The organism is Halomonas sp. DP4Y7-1 (assembly GCF_019800705.1).
Lineage (GTDB): Bacteria > Pseudomonadota > Gammaproteobacteria > Pseudomonadales > Halomonadaceae > Halomonas > Halomonas litopenaei_A.
Genome location: NZ_JAHVKS010000003.1, coordinates 498,345 through 522,075, shown reverse-complemented (window position 1 = coordinate 522,075; position 23,731 = coordinate 498,345). Strand labels below are relative to the sequence as shown.

22 protein-coding genes and 2 tRNA genes are annotated in these 23,731 nt (G+C 61.8%); 9 read left to right on the top strand and 15 right to left on the bottom strand.

Annotated features, from left to right (window positions below; all coding sequences use genetic code 11):
• Positions 1-65: 65 nt before the first annotated feature.
• Positions 66-347, bottom strand: a complete 282-nt coding sequence (locus KUV72_RS08805) for a DUF4235 domain-containing protein (RefSeq protein WP_222162134.1) — start codon at positions 345-347, stop codon at positions 66-68.
• Between the two features lie 282 nt (positions 348-629).
• Between KUV72_RS08805 and KUV72_RS08800 the strand changes: the two genes are divergently transcribed.
• The 9 genes from KUV72_RS08800 (at position 630) to KUV72_RS08760 (ending at position 10,001) form a co-directional block, all read left to right on the top strand.
• A complete protein-coding gene (locus KUV72_RS08800; protein ID WP_206942510.1) occupies positions 630-1,322 on the top strand; it encodes an HAD family hydrolase in 693 nt (230 codons plus the stop codon).
• 380 nt (positions 1,323-1,702) lie between these two features.
• A complete protein-coding gene (locus KUV72_RS08795) occupies positions 1,703-2,749 on the top strand; it encodes a LacI family DNA-binding transcriptional regulator (protein ID WP_222238028.1) in 1,047 nt (348 codons plus the stop codon).
• Entirely contained in the window at positions 2,746-3,717 is a 972-nt protein-coding gene (locus tag KUV72_RS08790) for a sugar kinase (protein WP_222238027.1), read from the top strand. Before KUV72_RS08795 ends, KUV72_RS08790 begins: the two co-directional genes overlap by 4 nt.
• A gap of 117 nt (positions 3,718-3,834) precedes the next feature.
• Positions 3,835-4,815, top strand: coding sequence for a 2-hydroxyacid dehydrogenase (locus KUV72_RS08785; protein WP_222238026.1), 981 nt, complete (start codon positions 3,835-3,837; stop codon positions 4,813-4,815).
• A gap of 87 nt (positions 4,816-4,902) precedes the next feature.
• Positions 4,903-5,916, top strand: a complete 1,014-nt coding sequence (locus KUV72_RS08780; RefSeq protein WP_222238025.1) for a TRAP transporter substrate-binding protein — start codon at positions 4,903-4,905, stop codon at positions 5,914-5,916.
• 57 nt (positions 5,917-5,973) lie between these two features.
• Positions 5,974-6,579: a TRAP transporter small permease gene (locus KUV72_RS08775; RefSeq protein ID WP_206942505.1), complete on the top strand. Its 606-nt coding sequence runs from the start codon at positions 5,974-5,976 to the stop codon at positions 6,577-6,579.
• A complete protein-coding gene (locus tag KUV72_RS08770) occupies positions 6,576-7,883 on the top strand; it encodes a TRAP transporter large permease (RefSeq protein ID WP_206942504.1) in 1,308 nt (435 codons plus the stop codon). The genes KUV72_RS08775 and KUV72_RS08770 overlap by 4 nt, the downstream gene beginning before the upstream one ends.
• 52 nt (positions 7,884-7,935) lie before the next feature.
• Positions 7,936-8,616 (top strand): HAD-IA family hydrolase, encoded by a 681-nt coding sequence (locus KUV72_RS08765; RefSeq protein ID WP_206942503.1) that lies wholly within the window; start codon positions 7,936-7,938, stop codon positions 8,614-8,616.
• 209 nt (positions 8,617-8,825) lie between these two features.
• Complete coding sequence (locus KUV72_RS08760; protein ID WP_206942501.1) at positions 8,826-10,001, top strand: acetyl-CoA C-acetyltransferase; 1,176 nt, start codon at positions 8,826-8,828, stop codon at positions 9,999-10,001.
• Between the two features lie 88 nt (positions 10,002-10,089).
• Here KUV72_RS08760 and KUV72_RS08755 read toward each other — a convergent pair whose 3' ends face one another.
• The 14 genes from KUV72_RS08755 to tpiA form a co-directional block, all read right to left on the bottom strand.
• Positions 10,090-11,535: a sodium:solute symporter gene (locus KUV72_RS08755; RefSeq protein WP_409995884.1), complete on the bottom strand. Its 1,446-nt coding sequence runs from the start codon at positions 11,533-11,535 to the stop codon at positions 10,090-10,092.
• 43 nt (positions 11,536-11,578) lie between these two features.
• The gene (locus tag KUV72_RS08750) at positions 11,579-11,818 is read right to left on the bottom strand and encodes a hypothetical protein (RefSeq protein WP_206942497.1); all 240 of its coding nucleotides are present in this window, start codon (positions 11,816-11,818) and stop codon (positions 11,579-11,581) included.
• A gap of 63 nt (positions 11,819-11,881) precedes the next feature.
• On the bottom strand, positions 11,882-13,090 hold the full coding sequence (locus tag KUV72_RS08745) for an MFS transporter (protein WP_261317409.1): 1,209 nt from the start codon (positions 13,088-13,090) through the stop codon (positions 11,882-11,884).
• A 101-nt stretch (positions 13,091-13,191) separates the two neighbouring features.
• Positions 13,192-15,324, bottom strand: a complete 2,133-nt coding sequence (gene pnp, locus KUV72_RS08740; RefSeq protein ID WP_222238023.1) for a polyribonucleotide nucleotidyltransferase — start codon at positions 15,322-15,324, stop codon at positions 13,192-13,194.
• A gap of 203 nt (positions 15,325-15,527) precedes the next feature.
• Complete coding sequence (rpsO, locus tag KUV72_RS08735; protein ID WP_206942494.1) at positions 15,528-15,797, bottom strand: 30S ribosomal protein S15; 270 nt, start codon at positions 15,795-15,797, stop codon at positions 15,528-15,530.
• 90 nt (positions 15,798-15,887) lie between these two features.
• On the bottom strand, positions 15,888-16,850 hold the full coding sequence (gene truB, locus KUV72_RS08730) for a tRNA pseudouridine(55) synthase TruB (RefSeq protein WP_206942493.1): 963 nt from the start codon (positions 16,848-16,850) through the stop codon (positions 15,888-15,890).
• Positions 16,850-17,266 carry a 30S ribosome-binding factor RbfA gene (gene rbfA, locus KUV72_RS08725; protein ID WP_206942492.1) on the bottom strand — a complete coding sequence of 139 codons (417 nt, stop codon included), beginning with the start codon at positions 17,264-17,266 and terminating at the stop codon, positions 16,850-16,852. Before rbfA ends, truB begins: the two co-directional genes overlap by 1 nt.
• A 21-nt stretch (positions 17,267-17,287) precedes the next feature.
• Positions 17,288-19,825: a translation initiation factor IF-2 gene (gene infB / locus KUV72_RS08720; protein WP_206942491.1), complete on the bottom strand. Its 2,538-nt coding sequence runs from the start codon at positions 19,823-19,825 to the stop codon at positions 17,288-17,290.
• Between the two features lie 27 nt (positions 19,826-19,852).
• Complete coding sequence (gene nusA, locus KUV72_RS08715) at positions 19,853-21,346, bottom strand: transcription termination factor NusA (protein WP_206942490.1); 1,494 nt, start codon at positions 21,344-21,346, stop codon at positions 19,853-19,855.
• An 87-nt stretch (positions 21,347-21,433) separates the two neighbouring features.
• Positions 21,434-21,895 carry a ribosome maturation factor RimP gene (gene rimP, locus KUV72_RS08710; protein ID WP_206942489.1) on the bottom strand — a complete coding sequence of 154 codons (462 nt, stop codon included), beginning with the start codon at positions 21,893-21,895 and terminating at the stop codon, positions 21,434-21,436.
• Positions 21,896-22,105: 210 nt separating this feature from the next.
• Positions 22,106-22,182, bottom strand: a tRNA-Met gene (locus KUV72_RS08705).
• Positions 22,183-22,313: 131 nt separating this feature from the next.
• A tRNA-Leu gene (locus KUV72_RS08700) sits at positions 22,314-22,400 on the bottom strand.
• Between the two features lie 16 nt (positions 22,401-22,416).
• A complete protein-coding gene (gene secG, locus KUV72_RS08695) occupies positions 22,417-22,851 on the bottom strand; it encodes a preprotein translocase subunit SecG (protein WP_206942488.1) in 435 nt (144 codons plus the stop codon).
• A gap of 4 nt (positions 22,852-22,855) precedes the next feature.
• On the bottom strand, positions 22,856-23,602 hold the full coding sequence (gene tpiA, locus KUV72_RS08690) for a triose-phosphate isomerase (protein ID WP_206942486.1): 747 nt from the start codon (positions 23,600-23,602) through the stop codon (positions 22,856-22,858).
• Between the last annotated feature and the right edge of the window lie 129 nt (positions 23,603-23,731).

Below are 23,731 nucleotides of genomic sequence, written 5' to 3'. Positions count from 1 at the left end.
CGCCAGGCATCATGGAGGAAGCTGGCGCCCTGAGCGCCAGCCACACAGCCAGGCCCGCGAAACGTCTACTTGCCGGGTCGAGGCAGACGGTGCCGCGAGCGCCGGCGCTGAGCGAGGGCCTTGTTGCCGGCGCTGCGCCCGACGACCCGCGCTACGCCCACCAGGACTCCCGTGGCAGCGCCCCATAGCAGCGCGTCCCGCCAGCGCACGTCGTCCCGCTCAGGATTATCCGGCGGCTCGGCATCCGCCACCTTGCGATACGTCTTCTCGGCTGCCTGTCTCGACATCAGGCTGGCCCCTACCGCGGCGACGGATCCGACAATGGACCACAGTGTTTCTTCCTTCACATTTACCTCCTTGAACGGTGACGATGCCCGCTTCACTGGCGGGCAAATCAAACGGGTACTCCTTCCCCGAATGTGAGATGTCGAACATCACGCCAAATCAGCATAGCCAAGACCGCCCCCTCCCCTCAAACCGGTCATTCATGCACCGCAATAGTGCACAATACGCAGCGTGAGAAAACAGTGTTCAAAAATTATGGTTTTCGCCTACGAACACAGGCAGACTCCGCGGAAATCTGCAACACTGTTCGATAACGCTATTGCACGACTCGCGAGGTCGCTCCCATGCCCCGCCCTCTATGCCTTCTATTTGACTGTGACGGCACGCTGGTAGACAGCGAGCCACTACTGGCGGCAGAAATGGCCGTCAGCCTGACTGCAGCCGGCCTTCCCTTCAGGGCCGAAGATTACATGGGCGATTTTCGCGGGGCGCGGTTTCGCAATATCGTCGCGGCGCTCGAGGCTCAGCATGGCCGTGTCGACCCCGACCACCTCGAGTCTCTCGAAGCCAGCATGCGTGCCAACCTCAACCGCCGCCTGGCCACCGACCTGACGCCAATTGCCGGCGCCACCGAAGCGCTGGCGGCGTTATCCCGCTATTCCATGGGCGTGGTCTCGAATGGGCCTGAAAACAAGGTACGCACGTCCCTGGCCACCGTCGGCTTGACGGAGGTCTTTGGCAACCGGCTCTTCAGCGGCTACACCGCGAATTGCTGGAAGCCTGATCCCTGCCTGTATCTTCACGCGGCAAGCATCATGGGCTTCGCCGCCGAGGACTGCGTGGCCATCGACGATGCCATCGTTGGTGTCCAGGCGGCCCTAGCCGCCGGCATGACGGTGATACACCTCAATCGCTTTGCCGATGCAGAGGAGACCCCTGAGGGCGCCCACATGATCACCAGCATGTTTCAACTGCCCACCGTCATCGGCCGCCTCCAGCGCGACCGCAACCGCCACTCGATGATATCCAGCGGCTAAGAAAACACCGCATAAAGGCCTGCGACCACGGTTCACTGCGTTGCGCGCTGCTCGAACTTCTCAGCTATACCGCATAGGCTTCGGATCTGCGCGGCGGTCGCCTCGGGCCGCTCGGCTGATGACTTCAACGCTGCCCTAAGATCGCTCACTTCTGCTTTTCATGGCCCGGCTTGCTGCCGGGCCTTTTCATTGATGCGCGTCACACCCGACCTTTGTCTAAGCCCTGACGTCTTGCCCGACGCCCGCCTTGACGCCTAAGCTTTGCACCATATGGGAACGTTCCCATTTTGACCCAGAGTGGCGTGACGCCGCCGCCATGGCCATCTCTTGAACCCATATCTTTTTCGCGCCATCAACCCCGCCTGAGACTCTGCCAGAGCATGAACCAACGACAACACCGCGCCACGATTCTGGAAGTTGCCCGCGAAGCCGGGGTCTCCAAGACCAGTGTATCCCGCTACTACAGCGGTGAGCGCGAGCGCCTGTCTACGGCCATGCAGGAGCGTATCGTGGCGGCGGCAACGGCCTTGGGCTATCAACCGAACCCCATGGCCAGAGGACTCAAAGGAGGTCCCTCAGGCTTGATCGGCATGCTGGTTGCCGATATCCACAATCCGTACTCCGTCGCCATCATGCACGGCGTGGAAAAGGCCTGCCGACAGGCCGGGCTGTCGCTCATGCTATGCAACAGCGACAACGACCTTGATCAGGAGCGCCAGCAGCTGGCGTTACTGTCCTCCTATCGTATCGAAGGGCTGGTGGTGAATGCGGCGGGCCGCCACAGCGATGCGCTCGCACAGCTGGCGGCGAGCGGAACTCCGATGGTGCTGCTGGACCGTTCGCTCAAGGGAGTCGATGTCGATGAGGTGGGCCTGGATAACGCCACCGCCATCGATATGGCCATCGACCACCTGGTCGAGCAGGGCTACACCCGCCTGCTGTTTGTGTCTGAGCCCCCAGCTCAGGCGAGCTCACGCCAGGCCCGCCTGGAGCGTTTTGAGACGCAATGTCGTGCACGCGCTGTTGATGCACAGACGCTGGCGCTCGAGCTGAAAGACCACCAGGCGCTGGACGCGGCGCTTGCCCGTCATGTGGATCACCCTCATCCGTCCTGCGCCGTTCTCTGTGCCAACGGCCAGGTCACCCTGGCCGTGGCACGACGGATGAAATACCTCGGCTACCCCCTGGGAGAGATCGGGTTGATGGGTATCGACGAGCTAGAGTGGTGCGACCTGACCGATCCCGGCATCACCACGCTGGAGCAGCCTACCGACCTGATCGGCCAGGCTGCTGTTGACTGTCTGAAGCAGCGCAGCAGCCATCAGGCGACAGCAGCGCGTCGCCACATGTTCGCCCCTACCCTTGTTCCGAGAGGATCGACCCAGCGGCCACTGGCCACCTCTTCATCACCCGAGATTCCATCATGAACCACGATACTCCCGACATTCTCTCCTTCGGCGAGGCCATGGCCCTGTTCGTTGCCGACGTGCCTGGCGATCTGGCCGACGTCGAACGCTTCTCACGCGGCTGCGCGGGGGCCGATACCAACGTCGCCATCGGCCTGTCGAGACTGGGGTTCAACGTTGGCTGGATGAGTCGTGTCGGCAACGACAGCTTTGGTCGCTATCTGCGCTCGACGCTGGAAAAAGAAGGTCTCGACTGCCGCTATCTGACCACCGACCCGGACCATGCCACCGGCCTGGTGTTCAAGGAACGCGCCGAGGGAGGCGCCGACCCGAAGGTCGAGTACCTGCGCAAGAACAGCGCCGCCAGCCAGATGTCGGTGGCGGACGCAGCCCAGATCGACATTCCATCACTGCGGCACCTCCATGCAACCGGCATTACGCCCGCCGTATCGGCGAGTTGTCTGGCGCTATCGCGCCATCTTTTGGGCCAGGCCCGCCAGCACGGGGTCAGCGTATCGTTCGACCCCAACCTCCGCCCCACCCTGTGGGCCAGCGAGCAGCAGATGCGCACGACCCTCAATGACCTTGCCGCCCATGCCAACTGGGTCTTGCCTGGCCTTGCCGAGGGCAGGTTGCTGACCGGCCAAGACACGGCCCATGACATCGCAGGCTTCTACCTGGACCAGGGTGCCGAGGCGGTGGTGATCAAGCTGGGGCCTGAAGGCAGTTTCTACCGCGGCCGTCTCACAGGTCAGGATGAGGCTTTCACCGTACCCGGCGTGCCGGTCGCCAAGGTGGTGGATACGGTCGGTGCTGGCGACGGCTTCGCGGTAGGTTTCGTCAGCGCCATGCTGGACGGCCTGGATCCCCGTGAGGCGCTCAAGCGCGCCAACCTGATCGGTGCCGCGCAGGTGCAAGTCCTGGGCGACATGGAAGGCTTGCCGAGTCGTGCTCGGCTGGGCCAGCTGGAAGCCGCGCTGCCTGCCTGAGCCGTGGTGTTGCCGCCTGGGACATCCTCGCGGCAACACCCCCACTGGCAGCCACGATCCGACCGCTATCCGACCACGACAGTAACAACAACCGCGACAACGACAAGAGAGTCCCCCATGACCCGACGTATTCTGGTGTTTCGCGAGATCAGCGCCGATCAGCTCGACAGCCTTCGCGCTGACTTCGAGGTCGACTACCTACCTCACGTGACCCATGCCGATGACCCTGAGTTCATGGACGCCCTGTCACGGGCCCACGGACTGGTCGGCGCCAGCCTCAAGATCACTCCAGCCCTGCTCGATCAGGCCCCGCAGCTCAAGGCCATCGCCAGTATCTCGGTGGGCTATGACAATTACCCTGTCGAGGAGCTGACCCGTCGCGGCATCTTGCTGTGTAACACGCCGGATGTGCTGACCGAGACCACCGCCGACACCGGCTTCTTGTTGATCATGAGTACCGCCCGGCGCGCCATCGAGCTGGCCGAGCTGATCAAACACGGCAAGTGGACAGAAAGCATCGACAAATCTCACTTCGGCACCGACGTGCACGGCAAGACCTTAGGCATGGTCGGCATGGGGCGTATCGGTGCTGCCATCGCCCGTCGCGGTGCGCTGGGCTTCGGCATGAAGATTCTCTACGCCAAGGCCTCGCCCAAGCCGGCACTGGACGCAGAACTGGGTGCACAGCACCGAGAGCTCGATCAATTGCTGGAAGAAGCGGACATCGTCTGTGTCACAGTGCCACTGACCGCAGAAACGGAAAAGCTGATCGGCGCCGCCGAGTTCGCCCGCATGAAGGCCGGAGCGATCTTCGTCAACGTCGCCCGGGGCAAGGTGGTCGATGAAGCCGCCATGATTGCAGCGCTCAAGGACGGCACCCTGCATGCAGCCGGTCTCGACGTATTCGAGAAGGAACCCTTGCCCGCCGACTCCCCGCTGCCGCACATGGCCAACGTGGTGGCGCTACCCCACATTGGCTCCGCCACTCACGAAACCCGCACGGCCATGGCACAGCGCGCTATCGACAATATTCGCCTGGCGCTCAGCGGCCAACGCCCACTGAGCCCGGTCAATGCAGACGAACTGAACGACGGATAGACGCCGGGCGACAGCTTCGGCAGGTCTCCCGACTCACTGGCTCCACCGGTTCCACCCCAGATACACACCACAATAAATGAGGTAATCATGACACACGCCCTCACCCCCTCCCGCCGCACTACCCTGACTCGCCTCGGCCAGACCCTGCTGGCCGGCGCCACGCTGGTCGCAGGACTGAGTCTTACTGCCCCGGTTCACGCCTACGACCTGCGCTTTGGTCATGGCGGCACGGAAGACACCGCCTATCACCTTGGCGCCACCCGGTTCAAGGAACTGCTGGAAGAGCAGGACGTCGATCTTGGCGTCCAGATCATGGGAAATTCCGTGCTTGGCCACGAGACCGAGATGTTTGAGCAGCTGATGGCTGGCGCCCTGGATATGTCCATCGTCAACCCCGGCTTGATCACCGACTTCTCTGACACGGCCAATGTCTTCTCCATTCCCTTCCTGTATCGCGATCAGGAGCACTGGCAGACCGTCCTGGACGGCGACGTGGGCCGGGAAATCGCCGACCAGATCACCGCCGAAACCGGCGTGAAAGTGCTGGCGTTCTTTGGTGGCGGCAAGCGCCAGATCGTCTCCAGCCGCCCGCTGGAAAGTCTCGATGATCTCGCTGGCATGAAACTGCGCACCAATCCTACCAAGCCCCTCATCACCGCCTGGTCGGCGCTGGGGACAGACCCGACCGTCATGGCATGGAAAGAGATCTACACCGGTCTGCAACTGGGTGCCATCGATGGCCTGCTCAATGAAGCCGAGTGGATCCACCGCATGCGCTTCCACGAGGTAGCGCCCCATATCGGTCTGTCCGAGCATGACATCACCGTGCGCTTGCTGACCATGTCGGAACTGACCTGGGACCGGCTGGACGATGCCCAGCAGGAAGCGGTCATGGCAGCCGCCAGCCAGGCCGCCAGCTACGCCCGCGGCGTGCAGCTCGAACAAGATGCCGAAGCACTCGAGCTGCTGGTGGAAGAAGGGGCCACCCTGCATGAGCTCGACCGCGAGCAGATGCAACAGATCGTACGTGAACCGCTCGCCGAAGTGATTGACGAAATGGGGCTGAGCGAGCTCCATCAGATGATCGTCAACGCCGAGTAATGATCCTTCAAGCACCGGGGCCAGCCCCGGTGCCCACCGTCTCAAGAGGATGAAGCCATGAGGCTCTTCCTGGATCTTCTTGCGCGCATCAATCGCGCCCTGGAGAAACTGCTGCACTGGGTATTGCTGGCCCTGCTGTTCGGCTTTATCGCCCTGATCATCTATCAAATCGTCAGCCGCAACCTGCCTTTGCTGCCTCGCCTGTACTGGACAGAAGAGTTCAGCCGGTTTGCGTTCCAGTGGATGATCATGCTCGGCACCGCCATTGGCGTGCTGCATGCGGATCACTTCGTGCTGGAAGCCTTTCCGCGAGGTTCCCGCGCCGATCGACTGACCCGCTGGATACGTGATCTTGCCTGTCTTGCCGTCGGCACGATCTTCGTCGTGCACGGCCAGGAGTTCGCCCTCTCGGGTCTTCGTCGCAGCGCCACGGCCTCCGGCATGTCGATGATCTTCGTCTACGCCACCTTCATGGTCTGCGGCGTGTTCATCATGTTGTTCGCCATCGAACGTCTGGTCCGTGCCGCACTCGACGGCCTCGATAGCATGGAAGCTGCCATGAACACTCCAGACCCCGTACAGGAATCCATCGATGCGCAGCAAGGTCACCAGGTGACCTTGGAGACGCCCTCTCAGGACGCTAGTGACGGGAGGCCCTCATGATCTCCATGGATGCACTCTTTATCCTGCCGTGGCTGCTGTTCGGCCTGCTTGGCGTACTGATTGTGGTGGGCGTGCCGATTGCCATGGCGCTGGTACTGACGGCGGTCGGCATGGTGATACTCGACCCCCGTCTGACCTACTGGGTCATGTTCCAGCGCATGTACAACGGCATGGACTCCTTCGTGTTGCTCGCCGTGCCGCTGTTTCTGCTGGCTGGCAATCTGATGAACGCTGCGCGTATCACGGATCGCCTGATCACCCTGTGTATGCGCCTGGTGGGTCATGTCAAAGGCGCCCTGGCCCATGTCAATGTCATGGTCAGCATGCTGTTTGCCGGCGTATCGGGTTCGTCTACGGCCGACAGCGCAGGCGTCGGCACCGTGCTGATTCCAGCCATGCAGCGAGAGGGCTACCCCACTCACTTTGCCGTTGCCGTGACGGCAGCATCATCGGTGATGGGCATCATCATTCCCCCGTCGATCAACATGATCGTCTGGGGAGCGCTGACCAACACCTCCATTGCGGGTCTGTTTCTCGGTGGTATCTTGCCAGGGGTGATGATCGGCATCGCACAGCTGCTGATGAACGTCGGCTATGTGCGACGCTACCAGGTGCCCGTGCGTCCCCGCGCCAGCTGGCGACAACTGGCCAGTTCCGGCAAGGACGGGCTGCTGGCTGCCGGCATCCCGGTGGTCATCATTGGCGGCATCACGCTGGGTATCGTCACCCCGACAGAGGCCGCCGTGATCGCCGTGCTGTACGCCCTGGCTCTGGGCTTCATCGTCTATCGGGAGCTCAGCTTCCGCCAAGTACTCGATGCGTCCACCGACACGGTACGGCTGTGCTCGCTGTCGCTTTTCAGCCTCGTCGGCGCGGCCATCTTCGGCTACCTGATCAGCTTCTACCAGATACCTCCCAAGCTGATGCAAGGCGTCAACATCACCGACCCGATCACCTTGCTCATCATCATGACGGTGGTCATGCTGGTCATCGGTACCTTCATGGACTCACTGCCGGCAATGGCCATCATGGCACCGATCTTCCAGCCCCTGGCCATGCAGGCGGGCGTTCATCCCGTGCAGTTCGGCGTCATCGCCGTCATGGCCCTCGGCCTAGGGCTGATCACTCCCCCCTATGGACTGTGCTTGATGATATCCGCCAAGATCGGGGGAATTCCCCTGCTCAAGGCGCTTGGCACGACCATGCTGTACCTGTCGATCATGCTGGCGGTCATTTTGCTGCTGATTGTCTTCCCCGACATCGTGCTGACCATACCCCGTCTGATTGCACCGGATTTTGTCTGACCATCCTGGTGGCGACCGTCGACGCGGTCGCCGCTCCATCTATGAGGAACCCATGTCCCAGACTCAGCCGCCCCTTTGCCTGCTGTTCGATTCCGACGGCACCCTGGTAGACAGCGAGCCGTTGCTGGCGCGTGCCATGGCCGACACCTTTCCGCCCTTTGGCCTGCCGTTTTCCGCAGAACAGTACATGGAGGAATTTCGCGGCGTCCGCTTTCTCGACATCGTGCAGGAGCTGGAAAGACGTTTCGGCTCGCTGGCTGACGACCAGCGTCAGATCATGGAAGATCGCCTGCGCGCCAACATGGCCGAGCGCATGGAGCAGGAACTCGTGCCGATAGCGGGTATCCCGCAGGCGCTGGACGCCCTGGCCGACCACCCCAAGGCGGTAGCCTCCAACGGCCCTATCGCCAAGATTCGACTGGCCATGGCGACCACCGGACTGGCCCCGCACTTCGGCGATCACCTCTTCAGCGCTTACGAGCTGGGTGTATGGAAGCCGGACCCTGGACTCTACCTAGCCGCTGCAGAGGCCATGGGCGTATCCCCCGAGCACTGCGTCGTCATCGATGATGCCGCCGTCGGTGTCGAAGCAGGCCTCAAGGCAGGAATGCAGGTAATTCACATCAACCACTTCCCGGAAGAAGAAGACACCCCGGAAGGGGCGGTGGGTATTACCCATGCAGACCAGCTGGTCGACACCATCGAGCGCCTCGCCGCCAAGGCCACGATGTAAGTCACCGCGGGGCGGCTCCCCTCGCCATACATCCGTATTGGCTTGATGAGAGGAGCCTTGCCTCTATGCGCGATTGGCCACAACGCCTCCAAAACCAGACCCGGTAGCTATACTAAAGTCCCCCGTAGAAACCCGGCATCCGGGGATTGCCGCGCTGCACAAGGCTCCCTATGCTGACGGGACAGCCCCTACAAGTCAGGAGACACTCCATGCAAGAAGTGGTGATCGTTGCTGCACGTCGTACCGCCGTTGGTTCCTTCGGAGGCTCGCTCGCCGGCATTCCCGCCAGCGACCTGGGAGCCGCCGTGATCAAGGACGTGATAGCGCAGACCGGCATCAAGCCGGAAGAGGTCGACGAAGTTCTGTTGGGGCAAGTACTCACCGCGGGAGTAGGCCAGAATCCAGCACGCCAAGCCTCGATCAAGGCAGGCCTGCCCGACGCCGTACCTGCCATGACCATCAACAAGGTCTGTGGTTCCGGCCTCAAGGCGCTGCACCTGGGTGCTCAGGCGATCATGCTGGGCGACGCCGAGGTGATCATCGCCGGTGGCCAGGAGAATATGTCTCTGGCACCCCACGTGCTGCCAAATTCGCGCACCGGCCAGCGCATGGGCGACTGGAAAGCGGTCGACTCCATGGTCAATGACGGCCTGTGGGACGCCTTCAACAACTACCACATGGGCATCACCGCCGAAAACCTGGCAGAAAAATACGGTATCACTCGCGAAGACATGGATGAGTTTGCCGCTGCCTCTCAGCAGAAGGCAGCCGCAGCCATAAAGGAAGGCCGCTTCAAGGGTCAGATCGTTCCTATCGAGATCCCGCAGCGCAAGGGTGACCCGGTCGTCTTTGACACCGACGAAAACCCGCGCGAGGTCACCGCGGAAAAGCTTGGTGGCATGCGCCCCGCCTTCAAGAAAGATGGCACCGTGACCGCTGGCAATGCGTCCTCCATCAACGATGGCGCCGCCGTCGTCATGCTCTGTTCCGCTGCCAAGGCAGAAGCTCTCGGATTGACGCCGCTGGCCCGTATCAAGGCCTACGCCAACGCTGGCGTTGACCCGGCCATCATGGGCATCGGACCGGCACCGGCCACTCGCCGCTGTCTGGAAAAGGCCGGCTGGACCCATGAAGAGCTGGATCTTATCGAGTCCAATGAAGCCTTCGCCGCCCAGTCACTTTCCGTCAACAAGGAACTGGGCTGGGACACCTCCAAGATCAACGTCAACGGTGGCGCTATCGCTATCGGTCACCCGATCGGAGCCTCCGGCTGCCGTATCCTGGTCAGCCTGGTCCACGAGATGATCGCCCGTGACGCCAAGAAAGGCCTGGCCACCCTGTGTATCGGCGGTGGTCAGGGCGTGGCGCTCGCCATCGAGCGCTGATCGACAGGTCGACCGCAGTGGAAACACAGCAAAACCCCCGCCAGCGGCGGGGGTTTTGCATGTCTGGGTAACGCGCCATCAGGCGTGATCACGCTTCTGCCTGCACGCCACGCGTCGTCCACCAGGGGGCCGCAAGGCGGAAGAAGCGGTCGACCACCGCCGGGTCGGTGGGAGAGGTCATCAGTGTCACGCCGACGAACACCGGCAGATTGATCATCATCCCCCAGAACCCAGCGTGGATACCCAGCGGATGCGGCCACAGAGTGATGCAGGTCACCGTCACGATAAACCCGACGAGGATACCCGCGATGACCCCTGGCGCGTTCGCTCTGGGCCAGAAGAACATGCCAATAAATGCCGGTACCACCTGAGAGGCGAACCCCAGACCAATCAGCAGGATCATGACCAGGCTACCTGGCTCAGCAATGGCCAGAGGGGCAATGATCAGAGCCATCAGAGCGACCACCAGGCGCTTCGCCCATTGCCCCGCCCGCTCATCTGACCACCCGGCCCAGGGCGCGATCACATCGCGACTCAGGCTCAGTGCCACAGAATGGATAAAGGGCTCCGAAGACGACATGGACGCCGCCAGAGTCCCGGCACCCAGCAGACCCACCAGCACCACAGGCAGATGCGTCATCGCATATTCGAGTACCACCGTGTCCGCTCGATCCAGACCAGGAAGGGCAAATACGCCGATAAAGCCCACCGTCACCAACGGCAGGATCACCAGGTAGTAGCTAGGCAGCCAGGTGGCAGCGAGACGCAGGGAGCGCGCTGAAGTGGCACTCATCCACTGGGTCCATACCGGCGGCATGAAAGACAGCATGGATACGATGATCGATGTGGTCCAGAAGGCAAAACTCATGTCGCCTCCGGCGCCGGGCAGCGTCAGGTACTCGGGACGCTGTTCAAGGACCTGCTGATAGACATCGGCAAAGTGCCAGCCACCGGTAAACACATGGGTGGCCCACAGGCCCACTATCCAGGCCACCACGAACATCAGCACCCCCTGAAACACATTGGTGCGGCCTATGGCACGCTGACCACGCAGGGTGAGATACACAGCAATGGCGCCAAGGACGACCACAACCCCCGCCCATACCGGTATCAGGCCGCCACTCATCACGTGCAAAATGTAAGCCGAGCCGACCGTCTGCAGCACCGCATAGGCCAATGACCCCACTGCCATCACCAGCGCAGCGAGAGCACCAAGCGCTCGACTCTGATAGCGATCGGCGATGGCGCTGGCTTGGGTAACATGACCAAAGTGGGCGCCAAAGGCCCATACCTTGGGCCCGAAGTACCACGCTACCAGTGCGAGATACCCCAGATAGACCACCACATAGAACACCGGAATGCCCTTGGCATAGGCCCAACCCGGTGCTCCCATGAAGGTGTAGGCACTGACGCTACCGGCGGCAATCAACAGATACAGTGTGACCGGCCCCATGCTGCGCCCCGCGACTCCCCATTCCTCCAGGGTTGACGCCGAGCGGGATCCGCGACGACGCCCACCCAGACCAATCACCATCGCCACCAGAACATAGCCCAATGTCAGACCAAGCGGCAGCCATTCAGTGCTCACCGTCATCCTCTCCTTTCTCTCGAAGCAAACGATTTCCCAGCAGCATCGCCAGCACGCAGCACAGCAAGATCACATAGCTCCAGGCAACGATAGCGGGGACGCCCAGCACCAACTCGGCCCGGTTGATCCATTCGATCACGGGCCACACCCCGGCCAGCACGATCACCCCAAAGATCCCCAGCAACAGCCAGCCTCGCCAGGAGGACGGGCGCACGAAGGATGGAAGCATCAGCATTCCTCACGTTCGATACTTGATGAAAAGAAACACGCAAGATTAGGCCCTTGTACGCGCTCACCCGTGGGAGGATCGCTGACGGCCCACCACGCGTGAGGGTGTCGCCAGCACCAGCAAAGCGGCGATGGAGAACAGGCCACCCGCTGCCAGGAGTACCGACGACAGTCCCCAGCTATCGACCACCCGCCCGCCGGACAGGGCGCCAAGACCAATCGATAGGTTGAAGACGAAGGCCATCATGGCGGTGGCCGCTTCCGGATTGGTCGCCGAGCGCAGTATCCAGGTTTGAAGGCTGACCGAAATGCCACCGAACACAAACCCCCACAGCATCAACAGCGCGCTTGCGCCGGTCGCGGTGACGCCAAACCACGGAAAGCCCAGCGCCACCCCAGCCAGCACCAGAGGAATCAATAGCACCGTCAGATACGGCTGGCGGCCCGCCAGCCCACCGGCAATGAAATTGCCCATCAGACCGGCAGCACCGAACAGCAGCAACAGACGCGAGACATCACTCAATGGGATTCCCCCGAGTCGCTGCAAAATGGGGCTGATAAAGGTATAGGCGGCGAAGTGGCCGACCACGATCAGGGCGGTTGCGAGTGCACCGATACACACGCCTGGCAGTTTCAGCTGTCCGCCCAGGCTTACCAGACGAACCGGTTTCTGCGCGGGCAAGGACGGCAGCAGCTGCCATAGACAGAGACACACCAGCAGGCTCAGTCCACCCAGGGCGGCAAAGGCAATACGCCAGTCAGTGACACCCCCAAGCCAGGTGCCGGCAGGAACCCCCAACACCGTCGCCGCTGCCACACCACTGAAAATGAATGACATCGCCCTCGGCACATGCTCCAGCGCGACCAGCCTGCCGGCCAAACCACCGGCTATGGCCCAGAAACCGCCGATACAGCAGCCGATGAGCACGCGAGTCGCCAACAGCCCTGCGAAGCTGTCCATCAGCGCGCCGAGCACGCTGGCGATGGTCATGACCAGCATGAGGCCTGTCAGCAGATAGCGTCGGTCCAGGCGCCCTACCGCGACCGGCAGCAAAGGCGCGGCAAAGGCGGCGACGACGCCAGGAACCGTAATCATCAGGCCTGCCTGCCCTTCACTGACATCCAGCGACGTAGCGAGCTGCGATAGCAAGCCAATAGGCAGCTGTTCTGCCGTGACCAGCAGGAAGATACCTGCCATTACGCTGAACACGGCACACCAGTCTCGTCGCTGGGTGACGGTCGTCATGCCAGAGCCACTACCCTCATCACTCATGCTTGCCTCAAACCTCATCCCCTACGCACTTGACGATCAGGGGCGTAACACAAAAACGCCCCCGCGGCGTCAGCAACGGGGGCGTCGATGGCTTGCCGTCATTAGACCTCGGTAGCGGCTTCCTCAGCTTCAAAAGCCGCCTTTTCTTCCTCGGTCATTTCCTTGATGGTCAGCTTGACGCGATTGCGGTTGTCGATGTCGAGCACCTTGACCACCACCTCATCACCTTCGTTCAGGTAATCACGCACGTCATTGACACGCTCTGGCACGATCTGGGAGATGTGCACCAGGCCGTCGGTGCCAGGCATGATGTTGACGAAGGCGCCGAAGTCGGCGATACGCACCACCTTGCCGCGGTACAGCTTGCCGATTTCCGCCTCGGCGGTGATCGCCAGCACGGTATCGATGGCCTTCTTGGCCGCCTTCTTGTCCTCGGCGTAGATGCGCACAGTGCCGTCGTCATCCAGGTCGATGGAGGCGCCGGTATCGTCGCAGATCTTGCGGATGGTGGCGCCGCCCTTGCCGATGACGTCGCGGATCTTGTCCGGGTCGATCTTGATGGTGGCCATGGAGGGCGCGTTGTCGGACACCTCGGCGCGGCTCTCGGCGATCACGGTGTTCATCTGCTCGAGGATGCTGATGCGCGCATCATGGGCCTGGTTCAGGGCCGTTTCCATGATCTGCTCGTCGATACCCTCGATCTTGATGTCCATCTGCAGGGCGGTGACACCCTCGGCGCTACCGGCCACCTTGAAGTCCATGTCGCCGAGGTGATCCTCGTCGCCGAGGATGTCGGTCAGCACGGCGTAGCCGTCGGCGTCCTTGACCAGGCCCATGGCGATACCCGCGACCGGAGCCTTGATCGGCACACCGGCGTCCATCAGTGCCAGCGAGGTGCCGCAGACGGAGGCCATGGAGCTGGAGCCGTTGGACTCGGTGATCTCGGAGACCACGCGAATGGTGTAGGGGAAGTCCTCTTCCGCCGGCAGCATGGCCTGGACACCACGACGGGCCAGACGGCCGTGACCGATCTCGCGACGCTTGGGACCGCCCATGAAGCCAGCCTCGCCCACCGAGTAGGGGGGGAAGTTGTAGTGCAGCAGGAAACGGTCCTTGCGCTCACCTTCCAGCGATTCGATCAGCTGGGAGTCACGCAGGGTGCCCAGGGTCGCGACGACCACCGCCTGGGTCTCGCCACGGGTGAAGATGGCGCTGCCGTGGGTCTTGGGCAGGGTACCGACCTCGATGGCCAGCGGACGCACGGTCTTGTGGTCGCGACCGTCGATACGCGGCTCGCCCTTGATCACGCGAGCACGCACCACGCGCTTCTCGAGACCGGCGAAGGCGCCTTCGACCTCGGAGGCGTCAAACTTGCCCTCTTCTTCACCGGCGAGTTGTGCGACGGCCTCGGCCTTGAGCGCAGACAGGGCATCCTGGCGCTGCATCTTGTCGGTGATGCGGTAGGCCTCGCCGACCTTGGCTTCGAAGCCCTGGGCGACGGCATCCTTGAGCGGCGTATTCTCGGCGGCAGGCTGCCACTCCCACTTGGCCTTGCCGGCCTCGGAGGTCAGCTCGTTGATCGCCTGGATGACGGTCTGCATCTCCTGATGACCGAACAGCACGGCGCCCAGCATCTCGTCCTCGAGCAGCTCTTCTGCTTCGGACTCGACCATCAGCACGGCCTTCTCGGTACCGGCCACGACCATGTTCAGCTCGGAGCCTTCGAGCTCTTCCACGGTGGGGTTGAGGAAGTAGCCGCGCTCTTCGTTGAAGGCCACGCGTGCAGCACCGATGGGGCCATTGAAAGGCACACCGGAAATGGCCAGAGCGGCAGAGGTGCCGATCATCGCAGCGATATCCGGATCATGGTTGCGATCGGTGGACAGCACGGTGCAGATCACCTGGACTTCGTTCATGAAGCCCTTGGGGAACAGCGGACGGATCGGACGATCGATCAGTCGAGAGGTAAGGGTTTCCTTCTCGGTGGGGCGTCCCTCACGCTTGAAGAAGCCGCCAGGAATCTTGCCGACCGCGTAGGTCTTTTCCTGGTAATGAACGGACAACGGGAAGAAAGGCTGGCTGGGGTTGGCTTCCTTTCTTGCCACCACGGTGCACAGCACCACGGTGTCGTCCATGGTGACCATCACGGCACCGGTGGCCTGGCGGGCGATACGCCCGGTTTCCAGAGTGACGGTGCTGCGACCGTACTGAAACGTCTTTTTGACCGGATTCACGGCGACTTCCTTTACTTTTCGATGTTTGGGTCGTTTTGACTCGCGCACTATTTTAGGGGGTCAGACCCGCGAGGGCCACCACAAAGGACAAAGGACCTGCCTGGCCTCCCCTACTGCGGCCAAAAACGACAAAGGGCAGCCCCGAAGGACTGCCCTTTGTGTGACGCCGCTTCCACAAGGAAGCCTTGTCATGTCAGCACTGCTTAGCGACGCAGGCCCAGACGCTGGATCAGAGACTGATAGCGCTCGAAATCCTTGCGCTTGAGGTAGTCCAGCAGCTTGCGGCGCTGGTTGACCATGCGGATCAGGCCACGACGGGAGTGGTGGTCCTGCTTGTTGGTCTTGAAGTGATCCTGCAGGCCGTTGATGTTGGCGCTCAGCAGGGCCACCTGAACCTCGGGGGAACCGGTATCGTTGTCACCACGGCCGTATTCGTTGACGATGTCGGCCTTCTGTTCGGCGGTAAGTGCCATCTGTCTCTCCAGTAAGCAATATGCCTGAATGATGAATGTCGGAGACCACGCATATTTGCAGTCTCCAGCTGCCACAACCCCTTGAGGAGGTCAGTCTTGCCCCGAGCCCGCGACGAACGAACTCAGCAGGCGCCGAGGCACGATGTCCCCGACTGGCTCCACCAGACCAAGCCCGATAAAGGACTCGCCCTGATAAAGTCGATACAGTGATCCTTCGCTGGCCGTCATCTGGGCCAACGCGTGCTGCTCCACCTCGCCACGGGCGGTTCGCCCAAAGCGCATGGCCGCAGCACCAGCCTCACTGAGGCGGTGTGCCGGCAGATGCTGAAGCAGGCTGTCGATCGGCGCTAGATGCGCTTCACGTGCGGCGGCGTCATCGGCCTCGAGCATCTCGAAATCGAGCATGCCCTCGGCATCGAAAGGGCCTGTCTTGAGCCTTCTGAGCTGCGAAATATGTCCTTCGCATCCCAGCGCCTTGGCCATGTCCTCGGCCAGGGTACGCACATAAGTGCCTTTGCTGACCCGGACCTCCAACTCGAAGGCGGGTGCATTCCCGGCAAGGCTCGTCGAGAGTAGCCGGGCATCATACACCCTTATCCGTCGCGTTGCACGATCTACGCTTTTGCCCTCTCGGGCTAGTTCATACAACTTGCGCCCCTGATGTTTCAGCGCAGAGTACATTGGTGGCAGCTGATCCTGCTCACCAATGAAGCTGTCGACCATGGATGCAACATCCGCCTCGCACAGCGAGGGCACCACACCCTCGGCAATGACGTTGCCCTCGGCATCACCGGTGTCCGTGCTGCGACCCAGTTCCACCCGGGTCCGGTACACCTTGTCAGCTTCAAGCAAATGGCTGGAAAACTTGGTGGCTTCGCCGAACAGTACCGGCAAGAGCCCCGTCGCCATGGGGTCCAGCGTGCCGGTGTGACCGGCCTTCTGCGCCTGGTACAGGCGCCTCGCCCGCTGCAATGCGAAATTGCTGGACATGCCCTTGGGCTTGTCCAGCAACAGTACGCCGTCGATCGGTAATCCTCGGCGACGACGAGCCATTAGTCCTTGGCCCCGTCTTCACCCTCGGAAGTGTCATCCTGATCATCGGCGTGGCGCGAACGATCGCTCGCTACCGCCTCCTCGATCAGGGACGACAGGTGCTGACCGCGAACCACGCTTTCATCGTAATGAAAGCGCAATTCCGGCACATGGCGCAGCTTGATACGACGCGCCACCTGGCTACGCAGGAAACCACCAGCGCGCTTGAGCACCTGAAGGTTTTCCTTGATCCGCTCGGGGTCTTGCTCCCCCAGCAGGGTGATATGCACGTCGGCATAGCCAAGATCACGGCTGACCTCGACGCCGCTGACGGTGACCATCCCCAGGCGCGGGTCCTTGACCTCGCGCTGGATCAGGACCGCCAGCTCCTTCTGGAGCTGGTCGGCCACTCGGTCGGTACGCTTGAATTCGCGCATGGATAACGACTCCCCGAACGCTTACAGCGTGCGCTCGACCTTGACCTGGTCAAAGACCTCGATCTTGTCGTTGACCTGGACATCGTTGTAGTTCTTCACGCCGATGCCACACTCCATGCCGTTGCGCACTTCCTGGACGTCGTCCTTGAAGCGGCGCAGCGACTCGAGCTCACCTTCGTAGATGACCACGTTGTCGCGCAGCACGCGGATCTTCTTGTTACGGAAGACCGTGCCTTCGACCACCATACAGCCAGCCACCGCACCGATCTTCGGTGCACGGAAGACGTCACGGACCTCGGCCACACCGACGATCTCTTCCTTCCACTCAGGCTCGAGCATGCCGCTCATGGCCTGCTTGACCTCGTCGATCAGGTGGTAGATGACGCTGTAGTAGCGCAGCTCCAGACCTTCACGCTCGATGATCTCGCGGGCAGCCGCGTCGGCACGCACGTTGAAGCCGACCACGATCGCCTCACTGGCCAGGGCCAGGTTGGCATCGGTACCGGTGATACCGCCGACACCGGAGGACACCACGGAGACCTGCACCTCGTCGGTGGACAGCTCCTCGAGGGCGCCTTTGATGGCTTCCAACGAGCCCTGCACATCGGCCTTGAGCACGATGTTGACCTTGGCCGCCTCTTCCTGACCCATCTGCGAGAACATGTTCTCGAGCTTGGCCTTCTGCTGACGTGCCAGACGGATCTCGCGGTACTTGCCCTGACGGAAGTTGGCCACTTCACGGGCCTTCTTCTCGTCGGCGACAACCATGAAGTCATCACCGGCTTCCGGCGTGCCGTCGAGGCCCTGGATCTCCACCGGCATGGCGGGACCCACCGCATCGACCTGCTTGCCAAGCTCGTTGGTCAGCGCACGTACGCGACCATAGTGCAGGCCTGCCAGGACGATATCGCCCTTCTTCAGCGTACCGTTCTGGACCAGTACGGTAGCCACCGGACCACGTCCCTTGTCGAGCCGCGACTCGACCACCACGCCCTTGCCAGGCGCGCTCGGGACTGCCTTGAGCTCGAGCACTTCGGACACCAGGTGGACCGCCTCCAGCAGCGCCTCGATGCCTTCGCCGGTCTTGGCGGAGACGTGGACGAACTGGGTGTCACCACCCCATTCTTCCGAGATGACGCCGTGCTGGGACAGCTCGTTCTTAACCCGGTCGGGATCGGCTTCCGGCTTGTCGATCTTGTTGACCGCCACCACCATCGGCACTTCCGCTGCCTTGGAGTGCTCGACCGCTTCGATCGTCTGAGGCATCACGCCGTCGTCGGCAGCCACGACCAGGATGACAACGTCAGTGGCCTTGGCACCACGGGCACGCATGGCGGTGAACGCCGCGTGTCCAGGCGTATCCAGGAAGGTCACACCATCACTGTCGTCTTCGACGTGATAGGCACCGATGTGCTGGGTAATGCCCCCTGCCTCACCGGTAGCCACCTTGGCACGACGAATGTAGTCGAGCAGCGAGGTCTTGCCGTGGTCGACGTGACCCATGACCGTGACCACCGGAGAGCGAGTGATTTCCTCACCCTCGTAGGAGATGGCTTCGAGCACTTCGGTCTCGAGGGCATCATCCTTGACCAGCTTGGGCGTGTGACCCATTTCTTCCACCACGATCGCCGCGGTGTCCTGGTCAATGGTCTGGTTGATCGTCACCGCCGCGCCCATGGTGAACATGGCCTTGATGACTTCGTTGGCCTTGATCGACATCTTGTCGGCGAGGTCCGCCACCGAGATGGACTCGGGAATGGACACTTCACGGACGATCGGCTGGGTCGGCTTCTGGAAGCCATGCTTGCCGTTGCCCTGGCTGCCACCACGGCGGCTGCCACGACGCTCGGCACGCTTGACCTTCTTGCCGCCACCACGGCGACGCTCTTCGCGATCGCTACGGTCGTCGTCGTCACGCTCGTTGCGACCCTTCTTGCCGCCCTTGCCCGCAGCCTTCTTGACGGCAGCGCGGCGCACATCACCACGGCCTTCCTTCGGCGGCGCCGGGGGCTCGTCTCCGGCAGGCGCGGAGGTATCGAGCTCGGGCACGGGGATATCGGGCACTGCGGCGGCCTGTTCCGCTTCACGCTGGGCCTTGGCCGCCTGCTCGGCTTCCTGAACCGCCTTCTCTTCGGCGCGCTGCTTGGCCGCTTCGGCTTCTTCAGCCTCACGACGCGCACGCGAATCGGCCATATCACCGACCAGCTGACGCGGACCGTGGTCCTCGGCCGGGGCCGGGGTTTCTTCCGGGGTCTCTTCGCGCTTGACGTAGGTGCGCTTCTTGCGAACCTGAACCTCGATGGTCTTGCCGCGCTCGCTGGTCTTGATCTTGCTGCGCGTCTTGCGGGTCAGGGTGATGCGATTGCGCGCACCAGCACCGACGCCTGCACCACCACCGTGGCTCTTGGTCAGGAAGTCCAGCAGCTTGCGCTTGTCTTCCTCGGACACGGCATCGCCTTCCGACTTGTGCTCGAGTCCGGCTTCTTTCATCTGCTCCAGCAGACGGGGCACTTCACGCCCCACCTTTGCTGCAAAATCCTTAACGGTCATCTCTGACATTACGACCCTCCTCAGCCCGTGACCCTGTTACTGTTCGCTCTCGAACCAAGGCGCACGGGCGGTCATGATCAATGCCGCGGCGCGCTCTTCGTCCACCTCTTCGATGTCCACCAGATCGTCGACGGACTGTTCGGCCAGATCTTCCATGGTCTTGATACCACGGCTAGCCAGAATGAAGGCCAGGTGGCGCTCCATACCGTCCATCTCAAGCAGATCATCCGCCGGCTGGGCTCCGTCCAGTTCCTCCTCGGAGGCAATGGCCAGGTTCAAGAGCTCGTCCTTGGCGCGAGCTCGAAGCTCCTCGATGAGGTCTTCGTCGAACTCTTCGATTTCCAGCATTTCCTCGACCGGCACGTAGGCCACCTCTTCCAGAGAGGTGAACCCTTCCTCGACCAGCAGCCGGGCGACATCATCGTCGATGTCCAGATGCTGAACGAAGTGCTCGACCAGGCTGTCGATTTCCTGATCGCGCTTGGCCTCGGCGTCGGCTTCGGTCATGACGTTGATACGCCACCCGGTCAGCTCCGACGCGAGACGCACGTTCTGACCACTACGGCCGATGGCCTGGGCCAGGTTGTCTTCCGCTACGGCGACGTCCATGGCATGGGCATCTTCATCCACCAGGATGGAGGCCACGTCCGCCGGTGCCATGGCGTTGATCACCAGCTGTGCAGGATTGTCATCCCACAGCACGATGTCTACGCGCTCATTCTGAAGCTCGGAGGACACCGCCTGTACCCGCGAACCGCGCATACCGACACAAGCACCTACCGGATCAATCCGACGGTCATTGGTCTTGACCGCAATCTTGGCGCGAGAGCCAGGATCACGTGCCGCACCCTTGATCTCGATAAGCTGCTCGGCGATTTCCGGGACTTCGATCTTGAACAGCTCAATGATCATCTGCGGGTTGGTACGCGACAGAATCAGCTGCGCACCGCGCGCCTCGGCGTCGACCTTGACCAGCAGGGCACGCACACGCTCGTTCATGCGATAGCGCTCGCCGGGAATCATCTCACTGCGCGGCAGGAACGCTTCAGCGTTGTCGCCCAGATCAATGATCAACCCGTCACGTGTCGTCTTCTTGACGATCCCTGCCACCAGCTCGCCTTCGCGTTCGGCATAGATACGTACGACTTCGGCACGCTCAGCTTCGCGGACCTTCTGCACGATCACCTGCTTGGCGGTCTGTGCGGCGATACGACCGAAGGCGGCATTCTCGATGCGTTCTTCAACCACGTCACCCAGGCCCAGCGGCGGATCGCGCTTTTCGGCGAAGGTCAGCTTGATTTCGGCATCCGGGCCGTCGAAGTCGTCGTCCTCGACCACCACCCAGCGACGGAAGGTCTCGTACTCACCCGTCACGCGATCGATGTGCACGCGCACGCTGGCTTCCTCATCCTCGAAGCGCTTGCGCGAGGCACTTGCCAGCGCAGCTTCTACGGCCTCGAAGATGACCTCGCGGGGGACACCCTTTTCATTGGAGATCGCATCAACGACCGCCAGAATTTCTTTACTCATGCCTTAAAGCCTCGCCAAAAAACCGATCCTTGTTCTCTCTTGTCGTGCGTCAACTGTTGCGCATCAGCCGTGGCGCACCCGAGTACGTCAGTTATCGAACTGCGGTACCACCCGCGCCTGATCGATACCATCGATCGGGAAGCAATATTCCTCGCCGTCGATCTGAACCAGTACCTCATCGCCCTCGACGCCTGCCAGCAGTCCCTGAAACTTGCGCCGCCCTTCGAACGGGGAGCGCAACTTCAGCGCAACGTGATGGCCGGCGTAACGAGAGAACTGGTCGAGCGTGAACAGCGGACGATCCATGCCCGGCGAAGACACCTCGAGCCGGTATTCACCAGCGATCGGGTCTTCGACGTCCATGATGGCGCTGACCTGGCGACTAATATCGGCACAGTTGTCGACGCTGACACCATCGGCATGATCGATATAAATCACCAGACGGGAATGTTTTCCCTGGGACAGGTAATCGATACCCCAGAGTTCGAACCCCATGGCAGATACCACCGGTTCGATCAACGCATTGAGCGCAGCATCTTTGGTCGCCACGAATGAAAGCTCCTACAGCCGTTGCATCAGCACCTGGCCGGGAGTGAACAGGAAAGTCAGGTGGCTGATTGGCGTTCGCGCTGCCGGGCACACCCGGCAAGCTGCTAACAAAAAGCCCCTTCACAGGAAGGGGCTTTTCCAAGAAACCTGTCACCATCTGGCAGATGTTACGCATGCCCCTTGAGGATACCTGCATGCCTGCCAAGAAGATGGTAGCGGGGACCGGATTTGAACCGATGACCTTCGGGTTATGAGCCCGACGAGCTACCAGACTGCTCCACCCCGCATCAATCTAGGCCGGTGAGTATACTTCGCCATGACCAGGGCGTCAAGGCATCTCACCGAACCGCCAACCCTGAAAAGATCACTGGGCGTACCAGGAGAGCTTGTTTTCCCAACGGCGATGCCGTTTGGAAAATGGTGCCGAAGGCGGGACTTGAACCCGCACGACCATACGGTCACTACCCCCTCAAGATAGCGTGTCTACCAATTCCACCACTTCGGCTAGGGGAGTCCGGAGATCAGCTATCGCTGTCCTCCAGCACTGGCGCAGCATTATCCACATCAGCTGACTCACCGTCAAGCGTGGGCGCGGAATTTTCGGTGTTTTCCTCACCTTGCGCTGGTGCGCTGTTCTGAGTGGAGCTGTCGTCCAGTGTCGGCGTACCGTTTTGCTGCTCGATGACCTCGGCGTCAGGAATACCTGCCACTGGCGCAGCATTGCCTGCCTCGGAGGCGAAATAGGCCAGCGTCAGCGAGGTGGCAAAGAAGCATGCCGCCAGCGCGCCGGTGGCCTTGGACAGAAAACCGCCGCTACCACGGGAACCAAAGACGGTCTGAGAGGCACCGCCACCGAACGAAGCGCCGGCATCGGCACCCTTGCCCTGCTGCAGCAGGATAAGGACGACCAGGGCGATAGCGATCGCCACGTGGATCATGAGAATGGCAACTTGCATGGATTCAACCTGCTGACTGACAAATGGCTAGAAAATCGTCGACCTTCAGCGATGCTCCGCCGATCAGGCCGCCGTCGATGTCCGGTTGGGCCAGCAATTCCGCCGCATTATCGGGCTTCATGCTGCCGCCGTAGAGAACCTGCATGGACGCCGCCAGGGCGCCACCGTACTGCTCGAGTCGCGCTCGGATGGCCGCATGCACGTGCTGCGCCTGCTCGGGTGTCGCGGTACGCCCTGTGCCAATCGCCCACACCGGCTCGTAGGCCAGCACGAGACGGGCTCGCGCATCACTGTCGAGCACGTCCAATACCGCGCACAACTGTCCCAGCACCACCTCTTCGGTGCGACCCGCATCGCGCTCTTCGAGGGTCTCGCCGAGGCAAAGCACCGGCGTCAGGCCCTGATGGAGCGCCGCCTGGACCCGGGCCAGCACTGCGGCGTCATCTTCTCCGAACAGCGTGCGCCGCTCAGAATGGCCCACCAGCACCATCTGTGCACCAACATCACGCAGCATGGCGCCACTGACTTCACCGGTATAGGCGCCATCTGGCTTGTCGCTCAGCGTCTGACCAGCGACACGCACGGAGGATGGAAGCGCCTCTCGCGCCGCTCCGACATAGGGAAAAGGTACAGCCAGCGCTACGGTAACCGCCTCGGGCAGGTCGGCACGGGACAGCGCTTCGGCGAAGCTGTCGATCAGGCTACGCGAGCCGTTCATCTTCCAGTTGCCGGCAATCAGCGGTGCACGCATGGATCATCCTCTTTCAAGGTGGGCCGAAATGGTATAGGAGAGGCCCTGTCAAGACAACAATCATGACGGACACGCCGACCCAGTACCTGGAGCCAAGCAGCGGCCCCGATAGTGTCAGAACTGGCGTCA